Origin of the sequence: Brevibacillus migulae, assembly GCF_004521915.1 — a bacterium.
GTDB classification, from domain to species: Bacteria; Bacillota; Bacilli; order Brevibacillales; family Brevibacillaceae; genus Brevibacillus_F; species Brevibacillus_F migulae.
In genome coordinates, this window is record NZ_SDKD01000006.1 from 60,121 (window position 1) to 85,782 (window position 25,662).

The following is a 25,662-nucleotide window of genomic DNA, read 5'->3' on the forward strand; positions in this document are numbered from 1 at the left end:
GAAACGGAGCGCCTGCGGAGCCCTTCTCAGCGGAGCAGTGAATCGCAGGTAAAAGGGCCGCAACCTGCCCGAGCTACGGAGCGGCTACCACTTTTGCGGACCCCTGCGATTCGCTGTGGAGCGGACAGTTCCCACTCACGCGGGGCGGAGAATGAAGCGGAGTTTCGGAACATGCTCCCCCACCTCAGCCACGAAGCGCCCCCACTTTTGCGGACCCCTGCGATTCGCTGTGGAGCGGACAGTTCCCACTCACGCGGGGCGGAGAATGAAGCGGAGTTTCGGAACATGCTCCCCCACCTCAGCCACGAAGCGCCCCCACTTTTGCGGACCCCTGCGATTCGCTGTGGAGCGGACAGTCCCTCCCCACAGCGGGGCGTAGAATGAAGCGGAGTTGCGAAACATGCTCTCCCCACCGCAGCCACGTAGTATCAAAAAGGCCATCCCATAACGGGACAGCCATTGCAAACATTTAGACGTTCCAATTATATTTCCCGAATTATATAGGTACTCACCCATGGCCAAAAGTGTATGGGAACATACATTAAACAGGAAAAATATTTGGGAGTGGATAAAATGGGTGTTATTTTTGCTACGAACAACTCTACAGGTACAGTCCTATTTATCAACTCGTTAACTGGCCAAATTATTAATTCACTGTTTATCGGCGGAATCAATATGTTTGAACAAGCGATTACTCCTGACGGGGGAAGACTTTGTGTGGTTGATACTGCGAGAAATGTCTTAAGCGTTATTGATATTCGAAATGTACAATTGGTTGCTGATATCCCAGTTGGACTAAGTCCAACAAGCGTAGCCTTTACACCCGATGGATTGAATGCGTTTGTAACGAATCAAGGTTCTAACTCTATTTCGGTAATAAATTTAAGATCGAATCAAGTTATCGCATCAGTTACTGTTCCAAACCCAACTGGAATTGCTGTAATGCCAGTCTTTGGAACTGGAAGTAAAGCTTTTGTTACCCGGTTTGACGGCTTCGTGAATGTCTATTCACTTCAGGGAGCTGACCTTAATTTTATAGAAACAATTGCAATTGGTACGGGAACTGGTCCATTTTTTCCGGAAATATCAAGAACAGGCAATCGGCTTATTGTTTCAAATATATTGGATAGTAGCGTTTCTGTGATTGATACGTTTGCAAATACACAACTTGCGAAAATACCGGTTGATGCTGGTCCGTTACGATCAAAAATTACAGATGATGGACTATTTTTATATGTCGCTTGTCAGGGGGCCAGCACGGTTGTAGAAATAAGTCTAACAACCTTAGCTGTTTTTAGAAGAGTGCGGATACGAAATAATAACAGAAATTCCCCTCCAAGTGATGTTGCTTTTGACCCTGCTGGAAATCAATTTGTTTATATTAGAAACGGCCAACGATTCATTACGCGTTATGAACGTGGGCTAATAAACCCACTTGTTCTTGTACAGTCTACGCCCGGAACCATCTTAGGACAGAGTCTACTAGTCACGCCCGTCTTTTATACGATCCCTACAGGAACTACCGCTGCAATTTCAACGTTTCGAAGACAGAGTATCCGCCCATCGAAACCATGGTTAACCAAAAGAATAGTCAATTTTTATCGTTTGTAGGATTTATTACAGCATTTCCAAACGGCTGTGTTTGTTGGTCTCCTCGAGATCATCAAACGACAGCCATTTGTTTTTCGGGATAGGAAAAGTACGTTCATGAATACCCCGTTCTCTCCCCTCACAGCCATTTATTTGAAGCCGGTGCAAATATAAAAATACGTGTCCGAGCGACTTGGGCACGCGAGCGTCAAAGTCACTGCAGACACGTATTTACATGTTACGAAGAAAATAGTGAAGACGAATCTTTATCCCTTTACGAGAGATACGTCCAAATTCAGGAAAAAATTGGAGACAAACCTATTTTTGAAGCCCGGAAACCCTTGTGGCGCAAGGGTTAACCGATACTGCCTTCCATCTCGAACTTAATGAGACGGTTCATCTCTACCGCATATTCCATCGGCAACTCTTTTGTAAATGGCTCGATAAAGCCCATGACGATCATTTCAGTCGCTTCCGCTTCGGACAAACCGCGGCTCATCAGGTAGAAGAGTTGATCTTCGGATACCTTGGAGACGGTCGCTTCGTGCTCGAGCGTGATGTTGTCATTGAGAATTTCGTTGTACGGAATCGTATCGGAGGTCGACAGTTTATCCAGGATCAAGGTATCGCACTTGATGTTGGATTTGGAGCCTTCCGATTTGCGGCCGAATTGAGCCAGACCGCGATAGGTTACTTTTCCGCCATCACGAGAGATGGATTTGGACACGATGGTGGATGTGCAATCCGGTGCCAAATGCACCATTTTCGCGCCCGCGTCCTGGTGCTGACCTTTCCCAGCTACTGCGATGGAAAGAACAGTACCTTTGGCACGTGGTCCTTTCATGATGACAGCTGGATATTTCATCGTCAGCTTGGAACCGATGTTACCGTCGATCCATTCCATGTTCGCATCCGCGTAAGCAACCGCACGTTTGGTAACGAGGTTGTATACGTTGTTGGACCAGTTTTGGATCGTGGTGTAACGGCAGCGTCCACGCTCTTTTACGATAATTTCTACAACGGCAGAATGCAAGGAGTCTGTGCTGTAGATCGGCGCTGTACAGCCTTCTACATAGTGTACGAACGCATCTTCATCCACGATGATCAGCGTACGCTCGAACTGACCCATGTTCTCCGAGTTAATGCGGAAGTATGCTTGCAGCGGAGTTTCCACCTTCACGCCTTTTGGCACGTAGATGAAGGAACCACCGGACCATACGGCCGAGTTCAATGCCGCGAATTTGTTATCCGCTGCAGGAATAACAGTCGAGAAGTATTCCTTCACGATGTCCGGGTACAGCTTCACTGCAGAATCCATGTCCGTGAACAGTACGCCGAGCGCTTCCAAGTCTTCCTGCATATTGTGGTATACAACCTCAGATTCGTACTGAGCGGATACCCCTGCGAGGAATTTTTGCTCCGCTTCCGGAATCCCCAGCTTGTCGAAGGTTGCCTTGATTTCCTCAGGCACCTCATCCCAGCTGCGGCCTGTCTTTTCAGACGGCTTTACGTAGTACGTAATGTTGTCAAAATCCAGCTCGTCGAGATCGCCGCCCCATTTCGGCATTGGCATTCTCTCGAAAATTTCCAGCGATTTCAGACGGAAGTCGAGCATCCATTGCGGCTCATCTTTCATGCGGGAGATTTCTTCTACGATCTCGCGGGATAAGCCCTTTTTCGTCCGGAATACCGAGACGTCTTTGTCATGAAAGCCATATTGATAATCTTGTATTTCTGGGGCCTTCTTTGCCATCCTTTTCACGCTCCTTATCGGGTGAAAAACGTCTCGACGTTTTTCATGAAATATGTGACCACTTGCGGTCAACAACACGGTCATGACCGTATTGTTATCTATTGTTGATCCGCTTGTTTGATTCCTTGCTCCAGTGCCTTCCAAGCCAAGGTTGCGCATTTGATGCGTGCCGGGAATTTGGCCACCCCTTGCAGCGCCTCAATGTCACCGAGATCGACGGAATCATCGACTTCCTTGCCTTGCATGAGGTCGGAAAACAGTTGAGCCAGCTTCAATGCCTCTTCAGGGGTTTTGCCCTTGACCGCTTCAGTCATCATCGAAGCGGAGGACATGCTGATTGAGCAGCCTTCCCCCAGGAATTTGGCATCGCTCACCTTTCCGTTTTCTACCTTCAAGGAAAGGGAGATGCTGTCACCACAGGTCGGATTGTTTAAGTTCACAATGAGTCCTTCGGTTTCGTCCAGCTTTCCACGGTTACGCGGCTTTTGGTAATGGTCCATAATCACGCGGCGGTAAAGATCATCAAGAGAAGACATTGCCAAAATACTCCTTTGTCTTTTTCAATCCGGCGATCAGTGTATCCACGTCTTCTTCCGTGTTGTACAAATAGAAGCTGGCACGCGCGGTTGCCGATACTTTAAGCCAGCGCATCAGCGGCTGTGCGCAGTGATGTCCGGCACGGACCGCAATCCCATAGCTGTCCAGCACGGTGGCCAGATCATGCGGGTGCACGCTATCCAGATTGAAAGTTATTAGGCTGCTCCGGTTTTCCTGCGGGCCATAAATCGTCAGGCCCTCGATTTCTTTCATTTGCTCCATGGCATAACGGACCAGTTGCTTTTCGTTGCGCTCAATCTCTTCCATCCCGATCTCGGTCAGGAAATCGATCGCAGCGCCGAGGCCGACCGCGCCGGCGATGATCGGTGTCCCGCCTTCGAACTTCCAAGGCAGTTCTTTCCACGTGGATTCATACAGATCCACATAGTCGATCATCTCTCCGCCGAATTCCACAGGCTCCGTCTTTTCCAGCAGCTCACGCTTTCCATACAATACCCCAATACCAGTCGGTCCACACATCTTATGAGCCGAGAAGGTGTAAAAGTCGCAATCCAGATCCTGCATGTCGACTTTTTTATGAGGCGCGCTCTGTGCCCCATCCACCAGTAGAATCGCTCCATGCTGATGGGCAATCGCGGCGATCTCCTTGATCGGCGTGGTATCCCCAAGCACGTTGGAAATGTGGTGGATGGCCACAATCTTCGTATTCGCGGTAACCGTCTCTTTGACTGCCTCGAGGGTCACGGTGCCGTCCTCTTGCAACGGGATAAACTTGAAGGTTGCCCCCGTCACTTTTGCCGCCTGCTGCCAAGGAATAAAATTGGCATGGTGCTCAACCACAGTCGTGACAATCTCGTCGCCTGGCTTCAGGATTTGACGCGCATACCCATACACTACAGTGTTGATCGCAGTAGTTGTACCCCGCGTGAAGATGATCTCTGCCGTATCACGCGCATTGATGAAGCTGCGCACTTTTTCACGCGCGCCTTCATAGGCATCCGTTGCTTTGGTCCCGAGCGTATGCACGCCGCGATGCACGTTGGAGTTGTACTCCCGGTAGTATTTATCGACTGCTTCAATCACCTGGATAGGCTTTTGCGAGGTGGCTCCGCTGTCCAGATAGACAAGCGGATGCCCGTTGACCTGCTGATCCAGAATGGGAAAGTAACGGCGGAGTTCCTTCGCGTTCATAGTTATGCCAACTTCCTTTCCAGCGCTTGACGAAGTCGGTTTTTCACTTCTTCAATTGGGATTTCGGATACGATGGAATCCAAGAATCCGAGTACGATCAAGCGTTCCGCTTCTTTGCGAGAGATTCCGCGAGACATCAGGTAGTAGACGCTCTCTTCGCTGATGCGGCCTACGGATGCCGCGTGACCTGCTTTTACGTCATCTTCATCGATCAAGAGGATCGGATTGGCATCCCCGCGAGCTTTTTCGCTGAGCATCAGGATACGCTCCCCTTGCTCGCCGTTCGCTTTTTCCGCACCCTTTTCGATTTTGGTGATCCCGTTCAAAATCGTGGTGGCTTCATCTGTCATCACGGCTTTGCTTGTCATCTGGGACTCGGTGTGTGTCCCGATGTGAGTCACTTGGGAAGTCAGGTTTTGACGCTGGCTGCCGATACCCACAGAAACAGTTTTCGTATCTACGCTGGATCCGGTACCTTTCAGTACGCTGGTGTTATTGGCAACGGTATTGCCGTCGTTCATTTCACCCAGAATCCATTCAATCTTGCCGTCGCGATCCACGATGGCACGACGGAATGTATAGTCATGAACTTCTGTAGAGAAGGAGCGAACGGAAGCGAGCTGTACGGATGCGCCTGCACCCACAAACACTTCCACAATGCTGTTCGCTACCATCGATTTGCCTTCGGAAGACACATACGTATCCACATAGGTTACTTTGCTGTTCGCTTCTGCCACGATCAAGATATGCGGGCAGAGCAGCGCATCGTCGCCTGCGATCTGATAAACAGCTTGCAGCGGCAGTTCCACCTCTGTGTTTTTCGGCACGTAAATGAATACGCCACCGTTTACCAGTGCGGCATGCAGGGAAGCCAATTTATGCTCATCCGCAGCTACTGCTTTCATCCAGTATTTTTGCACAAGGTCGCCATGCTCGCGCAGAGCGGTCGCCAAATCGGTAAAGATGACGCCTTGCGCGTTTCCTTCAGCCGCTTGATGATAAATGACGGTCGCGTTTTTCTGTACAAGCAGATTTTTCACTGCTGTCACATCGATCTCCGCTTTCACCACTTCATCCAGCGCGTCTGCATTCGTGATTTTGTCTTGGGTCACGAACGGCAGAAACTGTTCGTAGTTCCAGTTATCGATTTTGGTTTTTTCGAGCTTTGGCAGCTCGAGCTTTGCACAAGCTTCAAATGCTGCCAAACGGCTTTCCAAAAACCATGCCGGTTCTTGATTGGCCTTTGAATATTGGGTAATCGCTTCACGGTCGAAGCGGAGTTGTAGATCGACACTCATCTTCCATGTCCTCCCTCTTCTACGCGTTTGCGTTTACGGTTTCGTCCACGATACCGAGCTCTTCTTTGATCCAGTCGTAGCCTTCTGCTTCCAGACGAGCTGCGAGCTCAGGTCCACCGGATTTTACGATGCGTCCTTGCATCATCACGTGTACAAAATCAGGTGTGATGTAGTTCAGCAAGCGTTGGTAGTGGGTGATGATGAGGAAACCGCGTTCTGCTGCGCGCATTTCGTTTACGCCTTTTGCCACGACTTTCAATGCGTCGATGTCGAGACCGGAGTCGATCTCATCCAGAATACAGATGGAAGGCTCGATCATCATCATTTGCAGGATTTCGTTGCGTTTTTTCTCCCCGCCGGAGAAGCCTTCGTTCAGATAACGGTGTGCAAAGGATTCATCCATTTCAAGGGTGCTCATTTTCTTGTCCATCTCACGGATGAATTTCATCAGGGAGATTTCGTTGCCTTCTTCACGGCGCGCGTTGATCGCGGAACGCAGGAAGTCGGAGTTGGTGACACCGCTGATCTCGGATGGATATTGCATAGCCAGGAACAGACCTGCGCGTGCACGTTCGTCCACGGCCATCTCCAGTACATCTTCTCCGTTCAAGGTAACGGAGCCTTCGGTTACTTCATATTTCGGATGTCCCATCAATGTAGAAGCAAGGGTCGATTTCCCTGTACCGTTCGGACCCATGATCGCGTGCACTTCGCCGCCCTTGATTTCCAGGTTGAGACCTTTAATGATTTCCTTTTCTTCGATGCGAGCACGAAGATTTTTTATTTGCAGATGTGGAATTGCGCTCATCTAACTTTCCCTCCAAATGTTCGTATTCGTGGAATTTCCGATCTAATGGCCAATGGACATCCTTATGTTCCACAAGCACATCATTCTCAATCCATTCTCAATGACTATCTTATAATAATTATTATTATAAATCAAGGAAAGAACTATTTCTGTAATTATTAAATATATATGTTTACTATCTATGCCGAAACGCAGCGTTTGCAACCCTTGGCATTCGTCCAGAAATGCACAGATAGCAAGGCGTGGTGATTATTCTGCTTTGAGCAGCTGCATAATTTCGGAGCGCTTCGCCTCATACTCCTCATCGGACAAGACAGGCTTGAATTGTGCCTGATTCACGTCCTGCAGGAGATGATGCCAGGACTTGCAGCCCTTGTACTCTTCCGCGATATCGATTGTCATCGGCTGAGCAAGCTCATAGACGCGGGCAAACAGGATGTGCAGCGGCTGCTTTTTCTTCCAATGGAGACGAACATCCGCGAAATTGTCTGTCCAAATATGGTACGCTCCCAACCCACGCAGCTTCGCCTCATCCATCAGCTCGACATCGTCTGTAATCTTGGCAAAATAGCGAATCTCGACGGTTGTCTTTTCCGGGCTCCAGCCTTCCAGCGTAGCCTCGAGCATCGGCTGGTATTCTGGCTTCACCATTTCCGGCTTCTGATGCTCATAGGTCGGATACAGATAGAATGTATCGTTCTCGAGCTTGAACTCCCGCGTTTCTTCGTATAAGCCCCCTTTGCGCACTGTGATGATCTGCTTTCCTTCCCCCAGCGCTTTAATCGCTACCGCCCATTCTTTCAGCGCCAATGTGGATACAGGTTGTTGTATGGCAATACTCATCGAATACGACCCCTCTCTTTTCCGAAGAAGCATCTTATTTATAATAATTATTAAATTATAACACTTCTTCTTTAATTCTTCCAGTAATATCTTATTCCATTAACAAGTATAACCGTAAAACCTTTCATTCGACATTATTCTAGTGAAAAAGAAAGAGCCAGGCAACCTGCCTGACTCGCTTTTTCTTTCAAATGTATTTCCCTACACTCTCGGACCCGCTTTGGCAATCTCGGTCGCATCAGGGAACTTTTTCGCAAAGTTTTCATGGAAGCGTGCCGCCAGTTCTTTTGCTTGCTGATCGTACGCATCTTTGTCAGTCCATGTATTGCGCGGCTGCAGCACATCCGCAAGCACTCCCGGGCAGCTCGTAGGCACCTGTACACCGAAAACCGGATCGATGACAAATTCAGCAGCTTCCAGCTCACCATTCAGCGCGGCTGTGACCATCGCGCGGGTATAGGACAAATTCATCCGCTTGCCCACACCAACCGGGCCGCCGGTCCAGCCTGTGTTCACCAGGTACACGCGGGCGTTTTGCTCGACGATCTTTTTCCCCAGCATTTCCGCATAAACGACCGGACGAAGCGGCAAAAACGGGGATCCGAAGCAAGTCGAAAACTCGGTTTGCGGCGCAGTGACCCCACGCTCCGTACCTGCCATCTTGCTGGTATAGCCGGAGAGGAAGTGGTACATCGCTTGCTCGCGCGTCAGTTTGGAAATCGGCGGGATGACGCCAAACGAGTCAGCGGTCAGGAAGATGATCACATTCGGATGGCCGCCCACACCTGGAATGACTGCTCCCGGAATCGTATCTACCGGATAAGCGGCACGCGTGTTTTCTGTATATTGAGCGCTGTCATAATTCGCTTTGCGCGTATTCGGATCGACCACGACGTTCTCCAGCACCGTGCCGAAGCCAATCGCTTTCCAGATCTGCGGCTCTCCTTTTTCGGAAAGGTTGATGCATTTCGCATAGCAGCCGCCTTCGATATTGAAGACTCCCTTTTCCGACCAGCCATGCTCGTCGTCCCCGATCAGGAATCGGTCCGGATCCGCCGACAGCGTTGTTTTCCCCGTACCGGAAAGTCCGAAGAAGAGTGCGACATCGCCTTCTTTTCCAACGTTGGCCGAGCAGTGCATGGAGAGCACATTTTGCTCCGGCAGCAGCAGATTCATGACGCTGAAAATCGATTTTTTCATTTCTCCGGCGTATTCCGTACCGCCGATCAAAACGATCCGTTTCTCAAAGCTGATAATGATGAAGGTCTCCGAGCGTGTGCCGTGGACCGCAGGATCAGCCTTGAAGCCCGGAGCCGAAACCACGGTAAATCCGGCCTGATGCTGGGCGAGCTCATCGTCACTTGGGCGAATAAAGAGCTGGCGGGCAAACAAATTGTGCCAAGCATATTCATTCACGACGCGGATTGGCAAGCGGTAGGTTTCATCCGCTCCGGCAAAGCCGTCAAACACAAACAGTTCCTTTTCCTGCAGGTAATCCAAGACTTGCGCGTACAGCTTTTCGAAATGCTCCGTAGAAATCGCCTGATTCTCCGGACCCCAATTGATCTTGTCATGAATGGAAACTTCGTCCACAATAAATTTATCTTTTGGAGAACGCCCTGTGAATTTGCCAGTTAATGTATTCAGTGCGCCTTGATCGGTCAGGACACCTTCCCCACGCTTGATAGCGGCCTCAACCAGCTGTGCTGCCGACAGATTGTAGGCAACGTTGGAAGCAGCCAAAACTTCATCGAGTCCTTTTACTGTCTTAAGATCCATTGTGAACGATCTCCTTCCCTATATCCCGTCACAAAAAATGTGATTTTCTCTTCGGTTGATGGTTTTGCAATTAGTATATCACATTTAATCAATTAAGCTACAACATTTTATATTTTTGGTCATATTGTTCGTGGCTATAGTGGCGGGGAAGGGAAAAACGAGCGGGCTTCCTTTTAGTAGATGCCCTAAAAACAAATAAAAAAATACGCCGATATAATCTTCGGCGTATTTCCTAACGATTATGTCTGATGCTCTCGCTGCAAACGGACAAGCTTGATTCCCGGAGCAATTTCCCGCTCCTCTGACTCAACAAACCGATGCTTTTTATATAAGTTGATCGCAGGAACATTCGCTGCACCTGTATGTACAGCGATTCTTGCAACATGCTGGTTTTCTGCCAGGAGATGTTTCAGCAGCGCTTCCCCAATCCCTTTGCGAAATTGTTCGGGGTCTACCACGAGGCGGCAAATGACGAGTTGCTCTTCCTCGTATTCGTATGTGATCGCCCCTGCAAGCATCCCATTCTCCCACCAGCCGAAGCCTTCTTCGTTGCAGGCTTGCAGTGTTTCAACCGTATCTCGCAAAGCCGGAATCCCGTCAAAGCCAATCCGTTCTGCCTCGATCTTATACGCGGGAAGCTGGATTTGCAAGAGTGCCTGCGCTTCGTCCCGATTCGCGAGAGCCAGCTTTTTTATCATTTTGCCGCCTTTTCAAAAGCACGAACGACTACCTGCGCCAGGATGCCGACTCCATCGAGCAGCGACTCCCGGGTAAAGGACATCTGCGGGTGATGCAGGCCGGGACCTAAATCGCAGCCAAGGGCAAGCATGGTCGCTTTGATCTGCGGACGTTCCACCGTATAGAAATGGAAATCCTCCGCTCCCGGACTCACCGGTGCGGGACGCAGCCCTTCCTCGCCCAAAATGTCGAGAATCGCTTGCTCCATCAGCGCTTTCGCTTCCTCGTTCACTTCCGCCGCCACCATGCGGGAGCCTGCACGCAGCGTAATTTTCGTATCAAAAATGGCCTCGACACCGGCCACCATCCGCTTGATTTTCTCCAGCAGCTCATCCATCACTTGATTCGTTTGCGCTCTCAGGTCGAGGGCGAAGGTGGCCCGATCCGGAATGATGTTATAGTTGTCTCCGCCTGCTTTCAGCATGGTCATTTTCGCTGTAGCCGGCACCACCGGATTCGTATGTATGCTCCCCAGCCCATTCACAATCGCAGCAGCCACTTCAATGACATTGATCCCCAGATGCGGTCTTGCGCCATGCGCAGCCACACCGCTAATTTCCCCTTCCAGGAAAAGCGCGGCCCCGTTGTAAATCGCAGGTCCAGCATTGCCTGCCTTCATTTCTTGAATCGGCCGAAGATGGACGCCAAACAGATAGTCGATATCGTCAACCATGCCTTTTTCAATCAGCTTCAGGGCGCCATCCCCTTTTTCTTCCGCAGGCTGGAACAGGATCTTGAGTGTGCCGGCAGGCTGGAAACCAGCTTCCTTGAGCGTCTCAATCGCTTCCAGCACAAGAGTCATGTGCGCGTCATGGCCGCAAGAATGATTGGCTCTCCATGTGCCATCCACCTCTTGCCAGAGGGCATCGATATCGGTACGCAAGCCGATGACTGGCTTTCCTTCTCCCCATGTCGCCACCAGCCCTGTACAGTCATCAAAAGTCGTCACCTGCAAGCCCAGCGCACGGGCCCGCTCTGCCAGATACGCCGTTGTCTCTACTTCCTTCCAGCTGACCTCCGGATTCGCATGCAAATGCCCGAACGTTGCGAAAATTTGTTCTTTGCGTTTCGATACGGTCTGCTTGATCGTTTCTGCATTCATGCTGGTATCCTCCTGCCCTTCGATGAAGCTTTTCTTTTTTATGGTTTCTCTCATTTTATTCCTATGAATGATTTTCCACCACCCCTTTCTACGCAAAGCGCTTTTGGGACAGCTGGTCACAGAAAGACAGCATGAATAGCCGTACCGCTGCTTTACCGCAGATACGGCCGTTCATGCTGTAGAACATAAAACTGCATAAGGGTCATTCCACTCAGGCTTTTCCGGTCCCGTCACATGTAGAACAGTCCTGGATATAAACCGATTCGAGCCCCGATGAAAACGTGCCCCTGCCGGAACAATCCGGACATATTCCTTTTTCCATGAGTTTTTGCCGCCTTTTTTCACCCTGATTGTAAAAAAAGCTTAATAAACCCATAGCAGCCCCTCCAGACCTTTTTCCTTACTATCACACTCCTTCGCTTTTTCTATTCCGAGTGTGAAAGTAAAAGCCCCGAAGAGGACAGGGCGGGTAGTACAGGGGCCACCTGCTCTGGAGGCTTCGTATTTCCCGACAGCTCTTTTCGTTTTACTCCGCTACAAACGCAAGCAGCTCCTTATTAAATTTCTCGCGTTCCTCCCACATCAATCCGTGTCCGCTGTACAAAAACGGGACCAGCCGCGCGTTTTGAATCCGTTCTTCCATGACCTCCGCCAATTCAAACAGGCACACCTTGTCATGTACCCCATGAAGAATAAGCGTCGGCACCTGAATGTTTCCCAGATCGGCAAACACGTTCTCATCGCGAAATGCGGTCGCAACGGCTGCAGTCGCCCAACCTGCAGCCTGTAAACCCATCTGAAAAAACCAATCCGAGAATGGTCGGGTAATATACTGGAAGAAAAACATATCGCCAAACTCCTCCAACATTTTCGGGCGATCGTTTTCCGTATCCTGGATCAGTTTCGTGACGGCTTCTTTCGGTAACCCATAGGGGAAGTCGGGGCGCTGCGTCAAGCTGGGAGCGGCCGCGGCGATCAATGCCAGTTTGGATACCCCGTAGCCTCCGTGTCTGCCCATATACCTGGCGGCTATCGCTCCTCCGACCGAATGACCAGCCAATGTGAAATCCTGCAAAGCCAGCGCTTCCACCACGCCACGGACATCATCTGCCAAGCGATCATAGTTGTATCCTCTCCAGGGCTTGTCGGATTGGCCAAAGCCTCTGATATCCATGCCGATGCACCGGTATCCCATTTTGGGGAGCTGGTCAAACTGGTATTCAAACAACTTATGACTGGCAGGCCATCCATGAATGAACAAAATCGGCTTTCCCCCACCCGGATTCACATCTTCCACATACAGATTGACATCTGCCTCCACCCGCACGTAATACCCCACGCTGATTCCTCCATTACACATAATTCCATTCCGCTACTATCCTACTCACCCCCCATTGGATAAGTGCCTAGCTGCGAAAAAAGAAAAAGCATCGCCAGGCAATGCCCAGCAACACTTTTATCTGGCGGCAGCCCCCACAGCTGCCAATCGTATGAGCGCGTCCAGTTTTAGCTGATCACGCACACTGCCTTTTGTATCGATCTGATCCTTCACATGGAGGAAGGTCAGCTCTTCTCCTGCAAACAGGAGCAGCAAATCCTCTTCTTTGCCCCGGACGATCAGATCAGGTGTCTCCTCTTCCGGCCAAAACGCAATCTGGACGCCGTCGGGATGAAACCGCAGACTGTAGCGGCGATCAAGATCTTCCGCCACGATGCAGATCTTCCGTTCCCACCCTTTGATCAAAAACGCATAATAGGTTTTTCGCCGAAGCTCCTCGGCAAATCGTTGCAAAAGTACAGATAATGATAGCATCCGGAACATCCCTCCATCTGGTCGCTAAAACAGTTCGGGGGAAGGCGAGTCGAATCCTTTCGCGAAAGCTGGGAGCCTTTGACAGCTCTTGTCTATTGACCCAAACAAAAAACGACACCCTCATCAGGTGTCGTCGAATTCGTCTTTATCTAACCGCACTTCCAAATGATGGCCTTCTGGCGTCTCGAAGTACAGATTGAAGCTGGTTGGACGCTCAATCGGTCCACGGTAGCAGATATTTTCCACTTCCAGCTTATCCACCAGATAATCGAGCTCGTCGCGGGTAGAGACAGAAAAGGCGATGTGATCGACTTGACCAATTCCGTTACGCCCTTCCTCTTTTGCAGCGTGTAGTCCGATCCTCGTCTGTGTGCCGACCGTGAAGTAGAGAGGCTCTCCCTCTACAATTTGATCCAACTGTATCGGCAACTCCAGTATCTCTTGAAAAAATCGGGCTACTTTCATCACATCGCGGCAATTCAAAGCAATATGATGAACGCCGTTTAATCTAAACATGTATTCAGCCTCCTAAAAAGCGGCGACAACTCTTCTTTATGCGCTCCGCTGCGAAATCTCCTTGCGCTTATTGTACTGTTTTAACCGTTCGCTTAGTCTTTGCAAACGATCTTTCAGCGCATTTCGCCATTCTTCGTCCTGAAGCGCCTTAGCAACTCCCAATAGATCCAATGCGATATCTATCTGTTGACGCAAAATATCATCCATGCTGCCGCCGTCATCGATCATCGTACAATTATCAAAGAGATCTTCTCTATGGTCAATATTGACGAAATCGTTAAAATCAACCTCAGGTGCGTGGTCTCCATGAGCATATTCGACCAAGATCTCGTATTCTCCTTCAATCTTGGGATGAACTTCAGTCCGATCACAGACAGGGCAAAACAGGATTGGCACATTTCGCACCAGCGTACGTTGATGTCGAACAGAACCGATTGTACCGATCATCCCCGCTCCACAGCAATAACTCATACCCTCTCCTCCTTGTCGTGCAACATTATCTATTATGAAAAGTGTGTTATTCTCAGGTCGCACTATAAGATTGTACCTTATCTGAATGATCGGATGCCATGCGCAAAAGCTGCCAACGCATCCATTGCCAACCGTCTTGATTCGCGTATCCCTATTGTATCGAAAATGTTCGGAACTAGCTATTGTTTTCTAACTAGTTTGACACTTTCAACGATCGCTAGTGGTGGGGAAGGGAAGAGAGGGCGGTGCTGCGTACTTGTCCCACCCGCAAGGGAGGGTTGACTGTCCGGTTCCGCTTCCAAAAACGGTACGTCACGCAAAAGTATCGAAGAAGCCTATTCAAACGTAGAGGTTGCGCGACAAGCGTGTACCGCTTTTGGAAGCTCCACCTCAGCAGGTGTGACAAAAACTCCGCCCCGTCCCTCTCTTCCCTTCCTCGCGTGGCGATTTCAAATGGTCCAGCTGAATGAAAAGACTACAAGCCTCAATGAACAATTCTAATTAACCAATATATCTTTTTTTGATATAGCTTCTGCTTCGCTGGAGAACATGTTTCGGTACGGAGCGCCTGCGGAGCCCGACCCAGCGCAGCAGCGAAGCGCGGGAAATAGGGGTGCAAACCCGGCTAAGCTACGGAGCGAACCCACTTTTTGCACACCCCCGCGATTCGCTGCGGAGCGGACAGTCCTCACCCTCAGCGGGGCGTAGAATGAAGCGGAGTAGCGAAACATGTTCTCCCCACCGCAGCACCTTGAAAATAGCAAAAAAAGCCGGGCATTCCGCCGGCTTTCTCTCTTTTACTCTTGAACCATCGCTGCGTATTTGTCAGCGTCCAACAATTTATCCAGTTCGCTTGCATCGGAGATTTCCACCACGATCATCCAAGCCTGGTCATACGGCGAGGAATTCACGAGCTCTGGTGCGTTTTCCAGCTCTCCGTTGACTTCCAGAACTTTCCCTGTGATTGGCGCATACAACTCGGACACGGTTTTTACCGATTCCACGCTGCCAAATGGCTCATCCTGCGTGATTGTCGCTCCAACCTCAGGAAGCTCCACGAAAACGATATCTCCCAGCTCAGATTGTGCAAAAGCAGTAATACCGATATAAGCCTTGTTTCCTTCTACGCGTACCCACTCATGCTCCTCGCTGTAGCGTAGCTCTTTTGGAAAATCCATCTTTTTCGTATCCTCCCATCGCTTTCAATCAGATAGCTCCCCCAATAGTATTGGACAAAATTTCTAGGAATCCTCTTCGATCCCCAAAATTCTATGCAAACGTTTTTTCACGAGGTTGAGCCCCTTCTCTCCTGCTTGGAAGTGACGCAGCTGCAAAGATTCATCAAATAGATAGAAAGCCGGGACGTACTCGTTTTGGAAAGCATCTACGGTTTTCAGCTCGCTATCCACCCCAATCGGATGGATGAGCTCGTACTTCGCGATGGTTTCCTTGATGATTTCAAGATCGGTGTCGGCCTCAGAACGAGGCATATGTATGCCGACTACCTGCAGGCCGTTGTCTTTGTACTTATCACGCCATTCATTAATTTGGGGCATGGAATCCTTACACATGTGGCAGCTTACCGACCAAAAATGGACGAGCACCGGTTTCCCTGCCAAATCCGCTTTGGATACCTGGCTGTTGAACCATTCCGTAATTCCGGGGAAATCAGGCAATTCTTCGCGAAGACGCATGTGAATACACCTCACCTTGTTTGGGATGGCAAAACATTTTTTTGTAAAAAAAGGGCCTAACAACGAGAAGTTAGACCCTTTTCTATCATGTTACGCAAAAATGGCAAAGCGATTACTTCGCAGTCAGTTGGGCTTGTCCTGGACGCCAGTTAGCTGGGCACAGGCCGCCTGCTTGCAGAGCTTGCAGAATACGCATGGTTTCGTCAGTAGAACGGCCGACGTTTTCATCAGTTACTACTTGGTAACGGAGAACGCCTTCTGGATCGATGATGAACAGACCGCGGTGTGCGATACCTGCTTCTTCATCCAATACGCCGTAGTTGCGAGCAGTTGTTTTCAACACGTCAGCAGCGAGTGGGTAATTCAATTGACCCAGACCGTTTTTGTCGCGTGGCGTATTGATCCATGCGCGGTGGGAGTGGATGGTGTCAGTGGAAACACCGAGAATTTCAGCGTCAAAATCTTTGAATTCTTCCGCTGCATCGCTCATAGCGATGATTTCTGTCGGACATACGAAAGTGAAATCCATTGGATAGAAGAACAGGATCAGCCATTTTCCTTTGTAGTCGGAAAGAGAAACTTTACCGAAGTCTTGACCGTTGCCAAGAGCCGTTTCCAAAGTGAAATCAGGTGCAGGTAGACCTACCAAACGTTGTGCCATATGTATGGACCCTCCTTGTATATAATAATTCTTAACAAATACATAATATCAAATAAAAGATGATAGTCAATGCAAGATTGTAATCATTTCAATCTTTTAACACATTCTTCACATTTCAAGTCCGCCAAAAAAGGGTGAAAACACGGTCTCACCCTAACCATTTTTTCCAACCGTACAATTGTTATACCTGGTTTTGCTTTCGCCCAAGAATCCCGCTGTCGGCAATTCTCCTCGCCGCTTCCTCGAGGATTTCGGAGTCCTGTACCAACGCGATGCGCACATATCCTTCACCTTCGCTGCCGAAGGCGTTCCCGGGAATCACAACAACCCCCGCTTCCTCCAACAGCGCAAAGGCAAACTCACGGGAGCTCCACCCCGGCGGTACAGGAGCCCATACAAACATGGTGGCCTTTGGCGGCTCAATATCCCATCCGATTCGTGCAAGCGCCGCCAGAAAACGATCCCGCCGCTCCTGGTAAAGACTGCTGGTCGGATTGGCGACCAGCCCTGTCCGATCGGCACGCAGCGCTGCAATGGCCATCTCCTGGACCGCAGCGAAAACGCCATAGTCCACATTGGATTTGACGATGGCCAACGGCTTGATGATTTCGGCATTTCCGACTACGTACGCGATGCGACAGCCTGCCATGTTAAAGCTTTTGGAAAACGAATTGAACTCAATGCCGACATCCATGGCTCCATCCGCCTGCAAAAAGCTCGGCGGCCGATAACCATCGAAAGCCATTTCCGAATAGGCCAAGTCATGGACAACGATGATGTCATGCTGCTTGGCGAAAGCAACAACCTCGTCAAAAAAGGAGAGCGGCGCAACCGCCGAAACCGGATTGCTTGGAAAATTAAGGATCATGAATTTCGCCCTGCGGCAAATCTCTACCGGGATGCTGACCAAATCAGGCAGAAACCCACGATCGGCACGCAGCGGCAGCGGATAAAGCTCGGCTCCTGCCAAATGCACGCTCCCCGCATAGATCGGATAACCTGGATCCGGAACAAGCACGATGTCCCCTGGATCTACCCAGGCCATGCCAAAATGGGCAAGTCCATCCTGTGAACCCATCAGCGCATGCACTTCTCGCTCCGGATTTAGTCCGACGCCAAAACGGTGCTGGTACCAGGCCGCTACCTCCTGGCGAAAAGCGCCGGAGCCCTCCGAGCCAGGATAGCCATACACGTCAGGACGCTGCACGGCTTCGCTGAGTGCAGCAATCAGGTGCGGCGCAGGCGGCTGATCCGGACTTCCGATGCCGAGGTCAATCACATCCCGCTTCTGGGCGACCTCTCTTTTCCGCTGGGCCATTTCCGTGAAAATCGCAGAAGACAGTTCATCTAATCGGCGTGAAGGCTTGCGCGATCCCATCCTTTATCGCCCCCATGCCTGCTTCAATGCTTCCTCGTCATACCCCAAAGTGACCGTCTTTCCATCCGAGATCAACGGACGCTTGATCAGCTTGCCATTGGATGCGAGCAGCTCCAGCATCTCGTCTTCACTCATCGCCGGAAGCTTATCCTTCAAGCCCAGCTCACGATAGAATTGACCACTGGTATTGAAAAATTTGCGCAAGTCGAGCCCGCTTGCCTGCCACATGGCCCGCAGCTCTTCTGCAGATGGCGGCGTGTCCACGATCGGCACCTCGGTAAAGGCTACGCCTTCCTTCGTCAGCCATTGCTTCGCTTTTCGGCACGTGCTGCATTTGTCGTATAAATACGCTTTGATGGTCATTCGGATCTCCTCACTTTCTTTTCCTAGCATATCATGGGAAAATGGACAGGCTCAAACGGGAATACCAGTCTCGTGCTAGGAAGGGGACCGGAAGCTTTCCGTAAAAGTCACCCCAGCCTCTGCTTGCTCATCGATCTCCAGCAGAATGTAGTCGTTCACGAGCAGCGGATTGTCATACGTTCCGACTTCCAGCGACTGATAGGATATAAACACTTCGCCCAGATGCGCAAATACCTCCTCAATCTCGATCGAATCCGTGGAACTGCCGTTTGTCGATTGCAATAACGCGTATGTTTTGGTCCCGCTGCGCAAAAAATCTTGTCTGGCCTCTTGGGCTGCGAGTAGGGAATCGGCCCATTTCTGCACATCAGCAGGCGCCTGCGAAATGTCCAGTGTTCGATAGGCAGGTTCAAAAGCGCCAGTCCCCTGGGGGTCTATCTTCATTTGGTTGCCCCCTGTCACGGCCCATATGCCATTATGTTGGTTCCATCTCTCCAGTTCAATCAAATAAGCATTGCGATCCGTCGTCGTGACCAGCACCTCGCGGGGGTTCACCCGGCTGCCGACAGTTTGAAATGTTGCCAGCTGCTTATGCAGTTCATTGGTCACGTACTTCTCCAGCACCTTCTTGTAATCCTTATTTTCCGCCACGGAACTCATAGCCTTTATCTCCTCGGCGGCATATTCGATTCTCCACCCTTTATCATCTGTAGAACGGAAAGCCTGCAACAGACGATCATGGTCAGGAGTCGGGGCCATAGGCGACGGTGGCTCTTCGACTGATACACTCCGCTGCTCGGCTTCTTTCGCCAATCGATTCACCTGCGCAAGCGACTCCCTATTTCCTTCCCGTACTTGATCGACTTCCGTTTGCGTCTCGTGTTTCCCAGCCTGGATGCCGACGACTACACCCAGGTAGCCAATCATAATGAAAAGAAAAGCGATCCCCATAGACCGAACCCAACTCATCGTCATTCCCCCTTAGAAAAAAGAAAAACGGCAAGCCTGTTCATCCAAGCTGCCGTTCCACATTTGCATACAATCATTCTATTCAAGAATCTTTTTGTTTTGCTTCCCGATCAGACGGCTCGACCGCCTCGGCCCCCGGATTCACCTGCCACATCCGCTGCAGCGGGCTGTAGGGAACCCCCAGCTCATTTTGATCGCCTGCATCCGCAATCGTTCCTGTCAGTTCATCGGTATACTCGATCTTTTGCCGCATCTGGCTCACTCCCTTTCCTGTTTTGCTCAGTTTGCAGGAGTTGGCCTGTTCTTATACTATGATGCGGTAAAGCTCACCTGGTAGCCGGCGTGCTTGCGCGTATGGAAGACGCCCGTATCCAGAATCAGGTATTGGGCTTTGACACCGATCAGGCGGCCGCTGACGCTTTCTTGCTTGTCCAACGAAAGCGAAGTGATCTTGTCCAACGATTCGAGCAACGGATAGGTAATGTCCACCCACTCATCTTCACGCAGGCGGAACGGCTTGAATTCCTCCGGGAAGTATTCATACACTTCATCGCGCATGCTGATCAGATCGACCTCGTTGACATCGCCCTTCAGCATTTTGCGCCAGTTGGTTTTGTCCGGCAAATATTGGCTCAAGTGAACCTCAAGCTCCCCGGCCATGCGTCTCGTCGGCAGCTCTGCGATCGGGATCGCTCGTACCGCGCCCTGATCCACCCAGCGCTTCAGCTGGTTGTTTTTGCGGGTGAGACCCACTTTCACATCGCTGGACAAAGCCAGGTAGACGTAATGCGGAATCATGCAATACGCCTCCCCGAAGCTGGCATCGCGGCATGTCCCTTGATCATAGTGGCACTCATGCGGCTTGACGATGCACAGATCATTCTCCGGAAGCGACGTAAAACAGGGATAGCAGTATCCGCTGTTGAAGGTCTTGTTCGTTTTGCGCCCGCAGGCGATGCAATTCTTTTCTCCCAGAAAGGACAGCGTAATTTGTTTTCCCAGCCATTCATTCAGCTGCAATTTTTCTTCATTTATTTGCAAAAAGTAGGATACCGGCTCGTCCTTGCTGCGATAGGAATGGACGAGTCCTTGCAATAATCCGCGGAATTCCACGAGCTTCTCTCCTTACATGATATAGGCTGTCATCATTGTACCATAAAACGTACGTTCGCAAGGAGAGGATCGCCCCTTTTTCAAAATACTCCCAATCGCCCATTCTATCGTTCAGGCATGTTTTCGCCGGTTGCGGCAACCCTAAAGGAATGAAAAAACGCAGGAGGTGGTTTGTTTGCGCTGTATGGTTGTATCCGTCCCCTTGCTCATCGCACTGCTGCTATTTCCACAATCGGCCCACCAGAGCCAGCCTGCATACGAACCGATCCACCGGATTGACTCGCAAAGAAAGGTAGTCGCCCTGACCTTTGATGATGGACCCGATCCCAAATACACCCCGCTCATCCTGGAGACCTTGCACAAAAACGGGGTTCCGGCCACCTTTTTTGTCCTGGGCGCTCAAGTCGATCGGTATCCGAAGGTGATGCAGTGGATCAAAAAAGCAGGACACGAGATCGGCAATCACGGCTATCATCATGTTGACTTGAACAAGCTGACTGAACAGGAAATCTACGATGAGATCAAACGGGCAGAAAGGTCGATCTACCGGACGACCGGCATTCTCTCCCAATATTATCGCCCACCCGGCGGCGTGATGACCCACGATGTCGTCAATGCCGTCCAATCCTCTGGCTACGACTTGATTCATTGGTCGGTGGATCCGCGCGATTGGTCACTGGAGCGAACTGCTTCGACCATCGCGAACAGCGTAAAGAAAAATGTCACAGCGGGGGATATCGTCCTCTTTCATGACGGGGGGCTTAATCAACGGCAGACGTTAGCCGCGCTGCAAGACCTCATTACCGATTTGCGCGCGAGAGGTTATACTTTCGTGACGGTCAGCCAGCTGATGGATGAATCCAAATGACTTGACTACATGCTGCACCCTCTCCGCGATCCAGAGAGGGTGCTCGTTTCATACGTTATGCTTTTGTCAAAATGCTGCTCAGGAAGCTGCGCAAACGTTCGTTTTTCGGGTTCGTGAATACATCATCCGGCTTTCCTTCCTCCATGATGATGCCATTGTCCATGAAAATCACGCGATCGCAAACCTCACGGGCAAAGCCCATCTCGTGTGTCACCACGACCATCGTCATGCCTTCCTGTGCGAGATTCTTCATGACGGCGAGCACCTCTCCCACCAGTTCGGGGTCAAGGGCGGAGGTCGGTTCATCGAAGAGCATTACCTTTGGATTCATCGCCAGCGCACGGGCGATCGCCACACGCTGCATCTGCCCGCCTGAGAGGCGCTCCGGGTAAACATCCGCTTTTTCACGCAGTCCGACTTTTTCCAGCAGTTCCAGGCCGCGCTTTCGTGCTTGCTCCGCATCCATTTTCTTGACTTTCACCGGTGCCAGCGTCACGTTTTCCAATACCGTTTTGTGCGGAAACAGATTGAAGCGTTGAAACACCATGCCGACTTCTTCCCGCACTTTATTTATGTCCGTTTGCGGATTGGTCAGATCATGTCCGTCAATCACGATGCGTCCGCTGGTCACTTCCTCCAATTGGTTCAGACAGCGCAGAAATGTGCTTTTTCCCGAGCCGGACGGACCGATCACACAAACAACCTCGCGTTCAGCGATCTGTGTGGTTATCCCTTTCAATACTTCCAGCTTGCCATAGTATTTGTGGAGATCGGTAACTTGAATGATCACGCAGTTGTGCGCCCCCTTGTGCGATTTTTCTGTAATTTCTATCTATTGTAACGTACCTTGGCCAAAAAAGCATGACCTTTCTGGTGCCAGCAAGCCCCTGTCCTTCCAGTTTCTCTCGTGCCGCTTCATGCGTAATCCTGCTGCGTCCGGTGAAACATAGCCCTAAGGAGGGATTGGCATGAACCGAAAAAAGTGGATCGTGCTGGTCATCGTTACCGCGGTGATCGTCGGCGGGTTTTGCGTGGAAGCACTTTTTGGCCATTTTTCCGATCTGACTCCGGCTCCGGTTGCTTGGGAGGAAACCGTCATTTCCGATGGCGGTGCTTATAAAATCGTACAGCTTTTCGTTACCGGTGTGATCTCAGGACAGTCATCCAGCCCCGGTACTCCTCCCATGAATGAAGTGCTGACCGAACAGCTGCGTCATATTGAAGAAGACGAGCTGGTGAAGGCTGTCGTGCTGCGGATCGACAGTCCCGGCGGCGAAGTCGTCGCTACGGATGAAATCTATCAACGGCTCCTCCATCTAAAAGCGAAGCGGCATATCCCCCTCGTTGTCAGCATGGGCTCTACGGCTGCTTCGGGCGGCTATTATTTGGCTACAGCCGGCGATGCTATTTTCGCAAATCGCCATACGATGACGGGCAGCCTCGGCGTGATATTTACATTGACGAATTATGCGGAGACAGCGGCGCGGTTTGGGATCAAAGAGTATGTGATTAAAAGCGGGAAGTACAAAGATATCGGGAGTCCTACCCGTCCGTTGACAGAAGAAGAACGCTCGATCTTTCAAAGACTCGTAAATGAAAGCTACGAAAACTTTGTCAATGTCATCGTGGAAGGGCGAAAGCTCCCGCGGGAACGCGTTCTTGCCCTTGCAGATGGCCGAATTTACTCGGGAGCCCAAGCGAGGGAATTGGGACTGATCGATTCATTTGGAGATCTCGATGCTGCGACCGATCATGCCTTAACCCTCAGCGGATTGACCGAAGCGACGATCGTTCGCTATGAGGAAGCATTGTCCTTGGGCAACCTGCTGTTCAGCATGCAAAAGCATTGGACCTCGAACGATCCTTTTGGTCTGCAGCGATTTTTGGATCGGGAGGCCGCACCCAAACTGCTTTATCAATACTCTCCGAACTAAGGAGGTTCAACGTATGAATGAAGAACAGTACGAACCGATGAGCACGGTTGCTCATCGCTATGCGGGTTTTTGGATACGGGTAGCCGCCACCTTGATCGATAGCCTCTTTCTGGTAGGAATCAGCTTTTTGCTGTTTAACCCTTTGCGCAGATTGCTGGGCTATCCGGAAGGGGTCTACTCTCCCATCGATGTGGTCGAGCTGATCGTGAATTTTTTGTACTTTGTCCTGCTTACCTGGTGGTCGGGGCAAACATTGGGGAAAATGCTTGTCGGCATCCGGGTCATCCATGCCCGAAACGATGGGGGGCGCCAGAGGCTTTCCCTTGGACAAGTAATTCTCCGGGAGGTCATCGGCAAGCTGTTGTCCTCTATCCCCTTCGGACTGGGGTATTTATGGGTCGGCTGGAATGAAAAAAAGCGCGGTTGGCATGATATGATTGCCAATACGTTCGTGATAAAAGAACGGAAAAAATAAGCATTACCGCCCGTAGACCGCTTTGGACGAATGACGGTTTTTCGTCATATAGGTCAAGCATCCAAGCCACTAGTCCCCCCTTTTCATAAAGTAACTAATGTGAAGTTCATCCTTCACAGCATTCTGAAAAGGGGGGTGCTTTCATGTCTGGTAAAGGAATTTTTGGAGACGACTTCCTTCTGATTCTGGTTCTCTTCATTTTGCTGGTAATTGTTCTTGAAGACTAATTGCTAGCCACCTCCGTTTCGGCAATAACGCTTGACCAAGGTAACAAACAACAGGGTCGTTGACATGTGTCAACGACCCTGCGTATGCGGGACAAGCTTTTGCATGTTTGCTTTTTTCGGCTGCTCGGTGATCTGCGGTTCATGATCCGTAAACAATGGAACCACGACCAGACTGACGACAAAGAAAATCAGCCAGATCAAGCCGCGCTTGTAAAAACAAGGTGTAAGCAAGAGACTCACCTTCCTTTTGGAGGTTCTCTTTGTTACTCTCCCCTGTTTCACATGATTCATACAGGCATTGTATGTTCCTCCCGTTTTTCGCGTGCCGCTCCCTCCCGAAAGAAAAAGCCGAGTATCGTGAAGAAGCCTAATAAACCGCCGATCAGGCCAAACATCATCCATGGCTCCAAATATTCAAACACATAGCCGTTTGCCGTAGGTCCCGCGATACTGGCAATGCTGTAGTTCAACGAGGCAATGATGCCTGCGGTGGGCACAAGGCTCGCTGGCAAAATATCTGCGGAATAAGCAAGCCCAAGCGAGTAAAAGGAGCCTACTGCCGCCCCTGCGATCGCCAAAATCGTCATCATCAGCCATACCGATTGTCCTGCCAAGGGAAACAGCAAAAACGCAACCGCTCCAATGAAAGCACAGGCCGCCATGACTTTTTTGCGGCCGATCCGGTCACTCAGGCTGCCAATCGGCATTTGCAAAAGGATGCTGCCTATGACGAAGGACGCCAGGATGACGGATACCGATTCAACGGACACACCAATCCGCAGGGCGTACACCGGAAAGCTTCCGTTCAGGGAGGCTTCCAGATATCCGTATATAAACGAAGGAATCAGCGCCCACCATGCCAATCCAATGACGAGCGCATACTTGTTTTTGCTTTCTCCGGCCTTTTGCTGGGGCATATCCGGGAATTCATTTTTGAGCCTCGCTACCATCAAAAAGGCTACGGCATAGGTGGCCGCAAGAGCTGCAAAGGGTGCCCACAGGCCAAAGGGAAGCAGATTCAAGCCCAGCGGACCGACGCTGAATCCCACCCCAAAAGCCAGTCCGTACAAGGAGATGTCGCGCCCGCGCGTCTCCGGAGAAGCAAGCGCGGTGACCCACATCTGGCTGGAGTAATGCAAAGCGGAATCCCCTGCGCCCAGCAGCATCCGCAGGAGAAACCAAATCGCCAAGTGATTGAATAGCGGCAGCAGCACCGTTGCAATCGTAATCAAAATCAGTCCCGCGACAATCGTATGGCGGTATCCGATCCGGCGCAGCGGAATTTCCAGCCACGGCGTAACCAGCATGATGCCGATATAGAGCGCCGCCGCATTGATCCCATTCGCTACCGATGATACCCCTTGTTGCTCCAATAAGATAGCCAGCAAAGGAAGCGTCAATCCCTGACTCATTCCCGCAATGGCGACAATCACAATCAATGTGAAAAAAGTATAACGTGATGCAGACATGATGGTGCTCTCCTATCGCTATTTCTTTCTATCGTAACCTTTTTCGTTACG

29 protein-coding genes are annotated in these 25,662 nt (G+C 50.6%); 5 read left to right on the forward strand and 24 right to left on the reverse strand.

Annotated features, from left to right (window positions below; all coding sequences use genetic code 11):
* Positions 1-528: 528 nt before the first annotated feature.
* Positions 529-1,611, forward strand: coding sequence for a YncE family protein (locus EIZ37_RS08615; RefSeq protein WP_134684188.1), 1,083 nt, complete (start codon positions 529-531; stop codon positions 1,609-1,611).
* 334 nt (positions 1,612-1,945) lie between these two features.
* Here EIZ37_RS08615 and sufB read toward each other — a convergent pair whose 3' ends face one another.
* From sufB to EIZ37_RS08720, 21 genes are all read right to left on the reverse strand, one after another.
* Positions 1,946-3,343, reverse strand: coding sequence for a Fe-S cluster assembly protein SufB (gene sufB, locus EIZ37_RS08625; protein ID WP_134684189.1), 1,398 nt, complete (start codon positions 3,341-3,343; stop codon positions 1,946-1,948).
* A 98-nt stretch (positions 3,344-3,441) separates the two neighbouring features.
* On the reverse strand, positions 3,442-3,879 hold the full coding sequence (sufU, locus tag EIZ37_RS08630; protein WP_134684190.1) for a Fe-S cluster assembly sulfur transfer protein SufU: 438 nt from the start codon (positions 3,877-3,879) through the stop codon (positions 3,442-3,444).
* Positions 3,866-5,092, reverse strand: a complete 1,227-nt coding sequence (locus EIZ37_RS08635) for a cysteine desulfurase (RefSeq protein WP_134684191.1) — start codon at positions 5,090-5,092, stop codon at positions 3,866-3,868. Before EIZ37_RS08635 ends, sufU begins: the two co-directional genes overlap by 14 nt.
* A gap of 2 nt (positions 5,093-5,094) precedes the next feature.
* The gene (gene sufD / locus EIZ37_RS08640) at positions 5,095-6,390 is read right to left on the reverse strand and encodes a Fe-S cluster assembly protein SufD (protein WP_134684192.1); all 1,296 of its coding nucleotides are present in this window, start codon (positions 6,388-6,390) and stop codon (positions 5,095-5,097) included.
* 19 nt (positions 6,391-6,409) lie between these two features.
* Entirely contained in the window at positions 6,410-7,198 is a 789-nt protein-coding gene (sufC, locus tag EIZ37_RS08645; RefSeq protein WP_134684193.1) for a Fe-S cluster assembly ATPase SufC, read from the reverse strand.
* 249 nt (positions 7,199-7,447) lie between these two features.
* Positions 7,448-8,041, reverse strand: coding sequence for a DUF1802 family protein (locus tag EIZ37_RS08650; protein WP_134684194.1), 594 nt, complete (start codon positions 8,039-8,041; stop codon positions 7,448-7,450).
* A 201-nt stretch (positions 8,042-8,242) separates the two neighbouring features.
* Positions 8,243-9,820, reverse strand: a complete 1,578-nt coding sequence (gene pckA / locus EIZ37_RS08655) for a phosphoenolpyruvate carboxykinase (ATP) (RefSeq protein ID WP_134684195.1) — start codon at positions 9,818-9,820, stop codon at positions 8,243-8,245.
* A 239-nt stretch (positions 9,821-10,059) separates the two neighbouring features.
* Positions 10,060-10,518, reverse strand: coding sequence for a GNAT family N-acetyltransferase (locus tag EIZ37_RS08660; protein WP_134684196.1), 459 nt, complete (start codon positions 10,516-10,518; stop codon positions 10,060-10,062).
* Positions 10,515-11,660, reverse strand: a complete 1,146-nt coding sequence (locus EIZ37_RS08665) for a M20 peptidase aminoacylase family protein (protein ID WP_134684197.1) — start codon at positions 11,658-11,660, stop codon at positions 10,515-10,517. The genes EIZ37_RS08660 and EIZ37_RS08665 overlap by 4 nt, the downstream gene beginning before the upstream one ends.
* A 526-nt stretch (positions 11,661-12,186) precedes the next feature.
* On the reverse strand, positions 12,187-12,999 hold the full coding sequence (locus EIZ37_RS08670) for an alpha/beta fold hydrolase (RefSeq protein WP_134684198.1): 813 nt from the start codon (positions 12,997-12,999) through the stop codon (positions 12,187-12,189).
* A gap of 117 nt (positions 13,000-13,116) precedes the next feature.
* Complete coding sequence (locus tag EIZ37_RS08675) at positions 13,117-13,473, reverse strand: SCP2 sterol-binding domain-containing protein (RefSeq protein ID WP_134684199.1); 357 nt, start codon at positions 13,471-13,473, stop codon at positions 13,117-13,119.
* A 123-nt stretch (positions 13,474-13,596) separates the two neighbouring features.
* The gene (locus EIZ37_RS08680; protein WP_134684200.1) at positions 13,597-13,989 is read right to left on the reverse strand and encodes a VOC family protein; all 393 of its coding nucleotides are present in this window, start codon (positions 13,987-13,989) and stop codon (positions 13,597-13,599) included.
* A 36-nt stretch (positions 13,990-14,025) separates the two neighbouring features.
* Positions 14,026-14,460 (reverse strand): hypothetical protein, encoded by a 435-nt coding sequence (locus EIZ37_RS08685; RefSeq protein ID WP_134684201.1) that lies wholly within the window; start codon positions 14,458-14,460, stop codon positions 14,026-14,028.
* 797 nt (positions 14,461-15,257) lie between these two features.
* Positions 15,258-15,638, reverse strand: coding sequence for a glycine cleavage system protein GcvH (gene gcvH, locus EIZ37_RS08690; protein ID WP_134684202.1), 381 nt, complete (start codon positions 15,636-15,638; stop codon positions 15,258-15,260).
* Between the two features lie 63 nt (positions 15,639-15,701).
* Complete coding sequence (locus EIZ37_RS08695) at positions 15,702-16,154, reverse strand: redoxin domain-containing protein (protein WP_134684203.1); 453 nt, start codon at positions 16,152-16,154, stop codon at positions 15,702-15,704.
* Between the two features lie 112 nt (positions 16,155-16,266).
* Positions 16,267-16,815: a peroxiredoxin gene (locus EIZ37_RS08700; RefSeq protein ID WP_134684204.1), complete on the reverse strand. Its 549-nt coding sequence runs from the start codon at positions 16,813-16,815 to the stop codon at positions 16,267-16,269.
* 181 nt (positions 16,816-16,996) lie between these two features.
* The gene (locus EIZ37_RS08705; protein ID WP_134684205.1) at positions 16,997-18,193 is read right to left on the reverse strand and encodes an aminotransferase class I/II-fold pyridoxal phosphate-dependent enzyme; all 1,197 of its coding nucleotides are present in this window, start codon (positions 18,191-18,193) and stop codon (positions 16,997-16,999) included.
* A gap of 3 nt (positions 18,194-18,196) precedes the next feature.
* Positions 18,197-18,556, reverse strand: coding sequence for an arsenate reductase family protein (locus EIZ37_RS08710; RefSeq protein WP_134684206.1), 360 nt, complete (start codon positions 18,554-18,556; stop codon positions 18,197-18,199).
* A gap of 75 nt (positions 18,557-18,631) precedes the next feature.
* Positions 18,632-19,525, reverse strand: a complete 894-nt coding sequence (locus tag EIZ37_RS08715; protein ID WP_134684207.1) for a hypothetical protein — start codon at positions 19,523-19,525, stop codon at positions 18,632-18,634.
* 82 nt (positions 19,526-19,607) lie between these two features.
* Positions 19,608-19,778, reverse strand: a complete 171-nt coding sequence (locus EIZ37_RS25885; protein ID WP_167568751.1) for a hypothetical protein — start codon at positions 19,776-19,778, stop codon at positions 19,608-19,610.
* Between the two features lie 56 nt (positions 19,779-19,834).
* Positions 19,835-20,638, reverse strand: a complete 804-nt coding sequence (locus EIZ37_RS08720; protein WP_134684208.1) for a DUF2797 domain-containing protein — start codon at positions 20,636-20,638, stop codon at positions 19,835-19,837.
* A 184-nt stretch (positions 20,639-20,822) separates the two neighbouring features.
* On the opposite strand from EIZ37_RS08720, the gene EIZ37_RS08725 reads away from it, so the two are divergent.
* Positions 20,823-21,506, forward strand: coding sequence for a polysaccharide deacetylase family protein (locus EIZ37_RS08725; RefSeq protein ID WP_134684364.1), 684 nt, complete (start codon positions 20,823-20,825; stop codon positions 21,504-21,506).
* A 55-nt stretch (positions 21,507-21,561) separates the two neighbouring features.
* Here EIZ37_RS08725 and EIZ37_RS08730 read toward each other — a convergent pair whose 3' ends face one another.
* Entirely contained in the window at positions 21,562-22,296 is a 735-nt protein-coding gene (locus tag EIZ37_RS08730; protein ID WP_134684209.1) for an amino acid ABC transporter ATP-binding protein, read from the reverse strand.
* A gap of 178 nt (positions 22,297-22,474) precedes the next feature.
* Here EIZ37_RS08730 and sppA point away from each other — a divergent pair, with 178 nt between their 5' ends.
* The 3 genes from sppA (at position 22,475) to EIZ37_RS08745 (ending at position 24,142) form a co-directional block, all read left to right on the forward strand.
* Complete coding sequence (gene sppA, locus EIZ37_RS08735; RefSeq protein ID WP_134684210.1) at positions 22,475-23,440, forward strand: signal peptide peptidase SppA; 966 nt, start codon at positions 22,475-22,477, stop codon at positions 23,438-23,440.
* A gap of 13 nt (positions 23,441-23,453) precedes the next feature.
* The gene (locus tag EIZ37_RS08740) at positions 23,454-23,915 is read left to right on the forward strand and encodes an RDD family protein (protein WP_134684211.1); all 462 of its coding nucleotides are present in this window, start codon (positions 23,454-23,456) and stop codon (positions 23,913-23,915) included.
* A gap of 143 nt (positions 23,916-24,058) precedes the next feature.
* Entirely contained in the window at positions 24,059-24,142 is an 84-nt protein-coding gene (locus tag EIZ37_RS08745; RefSeq protein WP_134684365.1) for a YjcZ family sporulation protein, read from the forward strand.
* Between the two features lie 69 nt (positions 24,143-24,211).
* Here the strand turns inward: EIZ37_RS08745 and EIZ37_RS25890 are convergent, their stop codons facing one another.
* A complete protein-coding gene (locus EIZ37_RS25890; RefSeq protein WP_167568753.1) occupies positions 24,212-24,373 on the reverse strand; it encodes a hypothetical protein in 162 nt (53 codons plus the stop codon).
* A gap of 56 nt (positions 24,374-24,429) precedes the next feature.
* Positions 24,430-25,611 carry an MFS transporter gene (locus tag EIZ37_RS08750; protein WP_134684212.1) on the reverse strand — a complete coding sequence of 394 codons (1,182 nt, stop codon included), beginning with the start codon at positions 25,609-25,611 and terminating at the stop codon, positions 24,430-24,432.
* Positions 25,612-25,662 lie beyond the last annotated feature (51 nt).

Bases quoted from the DNA above. Each gene is read 5' to 3' on its own strand.
- EIZ37_RS25885 (WP_167568751.1), bottom strand. From the start codon at position 19,778: ATGCGGCAAAAGATCGAGTATACCGATGAACTGACAGGAACGATTGCG.
- sufC (WP_134684193.1), bottom strand. From the start codon at position 7,198: ATGAGCGCAATTCCACATCTGCAAATAAAAAATCTTCGTGCTCGCATC.
- sppA (WP_134684210.1), top strand. From the start codon at position 22,475: ATGAACCGAAAAAAGTGGATCGTGCTGGTCATCGTTACCGCGGTGATC.
- EIZ37_RS08750 (WP_134684212.1), bottom strand. From the start codon at position 25,611: ATGTCTGCATCACGTTATACTTTTTTCACATTGATTGTGATTGTCGCC.
- gcvH (WP_134684202.1), bottom strand. From the start codon at position 15,638: ATGGATTTTCCAAAAGAGCTACGCTACAGCGAGGAGCATGAGTGGGTA.
- EIZ37_RS08650 (WP_134684194.1), bottom strand. From the start codon at position 8,041: ATGAGTATTGCCATACAACAACCTGTATCCACATTGGCGCTGAAAGAA.
- EIZ37_RS08705 (WP_134684205.1), bottom strand. From the start codon at position 18,193: ATGGGATCGCGCAAGCCTTCACGCCGATTAGATGAACTGTCTTCTGCG.
- EIZ37_RS08675 (WP_134684199.1), bottom strand. From the start codon at position 13,473: ATGCTATCATTATCTGTACTTTTGCAACGATTTGCCGAGGAGCTTCGG.
- EIZ37_RS08695 (WP_134684203.1), bottom strand. From the start codon at position 16,154: ATGCGTCTTCGCGAAGAATTGCCTGATTTCCCCGGAATTACGGAATGG.
- EIZ37_RS08665 (WP_134684197.1), bottom strand. From the start codon at position 11,660: ATGAATGCAGAAACGATCAAGCAGACCGTATCGAAACGCAAAGAACAA.
- EIZ37_RS08740 (WP_134684211.1), top strand. From the start codon at position 23,454: ATGAATGAAGAACAGTACGAACCGATGAGCACGGTTGCTCATCGCTAT.
- EIZ37_RS08680 (WP_134684200.1), bottom strand. From the start codon at position 13,989: ATGTTTAGATTAAACGGCGTTCATCATATTGCTTTGAATTGCCGCGAT.
- EIZ37_RS08745 (WP_134684365.1), top strand. From the start codon at position 24,059: ATGTCTGGTAAAGGAATTTTTGGAGACGACTTCCTTCTGATTCTGGTT.
- EIZ37_RS08700 (WP_134684204.1), bottom strand. From the start codon at position 16,815: ATGGCACAACGTTTGGTAGGTCTACCTGCACCTGATTTCACTTTGGAA.
- sufU (WP_134684190.1), bottom strand. From the start codon at position 3,879: ATGTCTTCTCTTGATGATCTTTACCGCCGCGTGATTATGGACCATTAC.
- EIZ37_RS08660 (WP_134684196.1), bottom strand. From the start codon at position 10,518: ATGATAAAAAAGCTGGCTCTCGCGAATCGGGACGAAGCGCAGGCACTC.
- pckA (WP_134684195.1), bottom strand. From the start codon at position 9,820: ATGGATCTTAAGACAGTAAAAGGACTCGATGAAGTTTTGGCTGCTTCC.
- EIZ37_RS08615 (WP_134684188.1), top strand. From the start codon at position 529: ATGGGAACATACATTAAACAGGAAAAATATTTGGGAGTGGATAAAATG.
- EIZ37_RS08715 (WP_134684207.1), bottom strand. From the start codon at position 19,525: ATGAGTTGGGTTCGGTCTATGGGGATCGCTTTTCTTTTCATTATGATT.
- EIZ37_RS08685 (WP_134684201.1), bottom strand. From the start codon at position 14,460: ATGAGTTATTGCTGTGGAGCGGGGATGATCGGTACAATCGGTTCTGTT.
- EIZ37_RS08725 (WP_134684364.1), top strand. From the start codon at position 20,823: ATGGTTGTATCCGTCCCCTTGCTCATCGCACTGCTGCTATTTCCACAA.
- EIZ37_RS08710 (WP_134684206.1), bottom strand. From the start codon at position 18,556: ATGACCATCAAAGCGTATTTATACGACAAATGCAGCACGTGCCGAAAA.
- sufD (WP_134684192.1), bottom strand. From the start codon at position 6,390: ATGAGTGTCGATCTACAACTCCGCTTCGACCGTGAAGCGATTACCCAA.
- sufB (WP_134684189.1), bottom strand. From the start codon at position 3,343: ATGGCAAAGAAGGCCCCAGAAATACAAGATTATCAATATGGCTTTCAT.
- EIZ37_RS08635 (WP_134684191.1), bottom strand. From the start codon at position 5,092: ATGAACGCGAAGGAACTCCGCCGTTACTTTCCCATTCTGGATCAGCAG.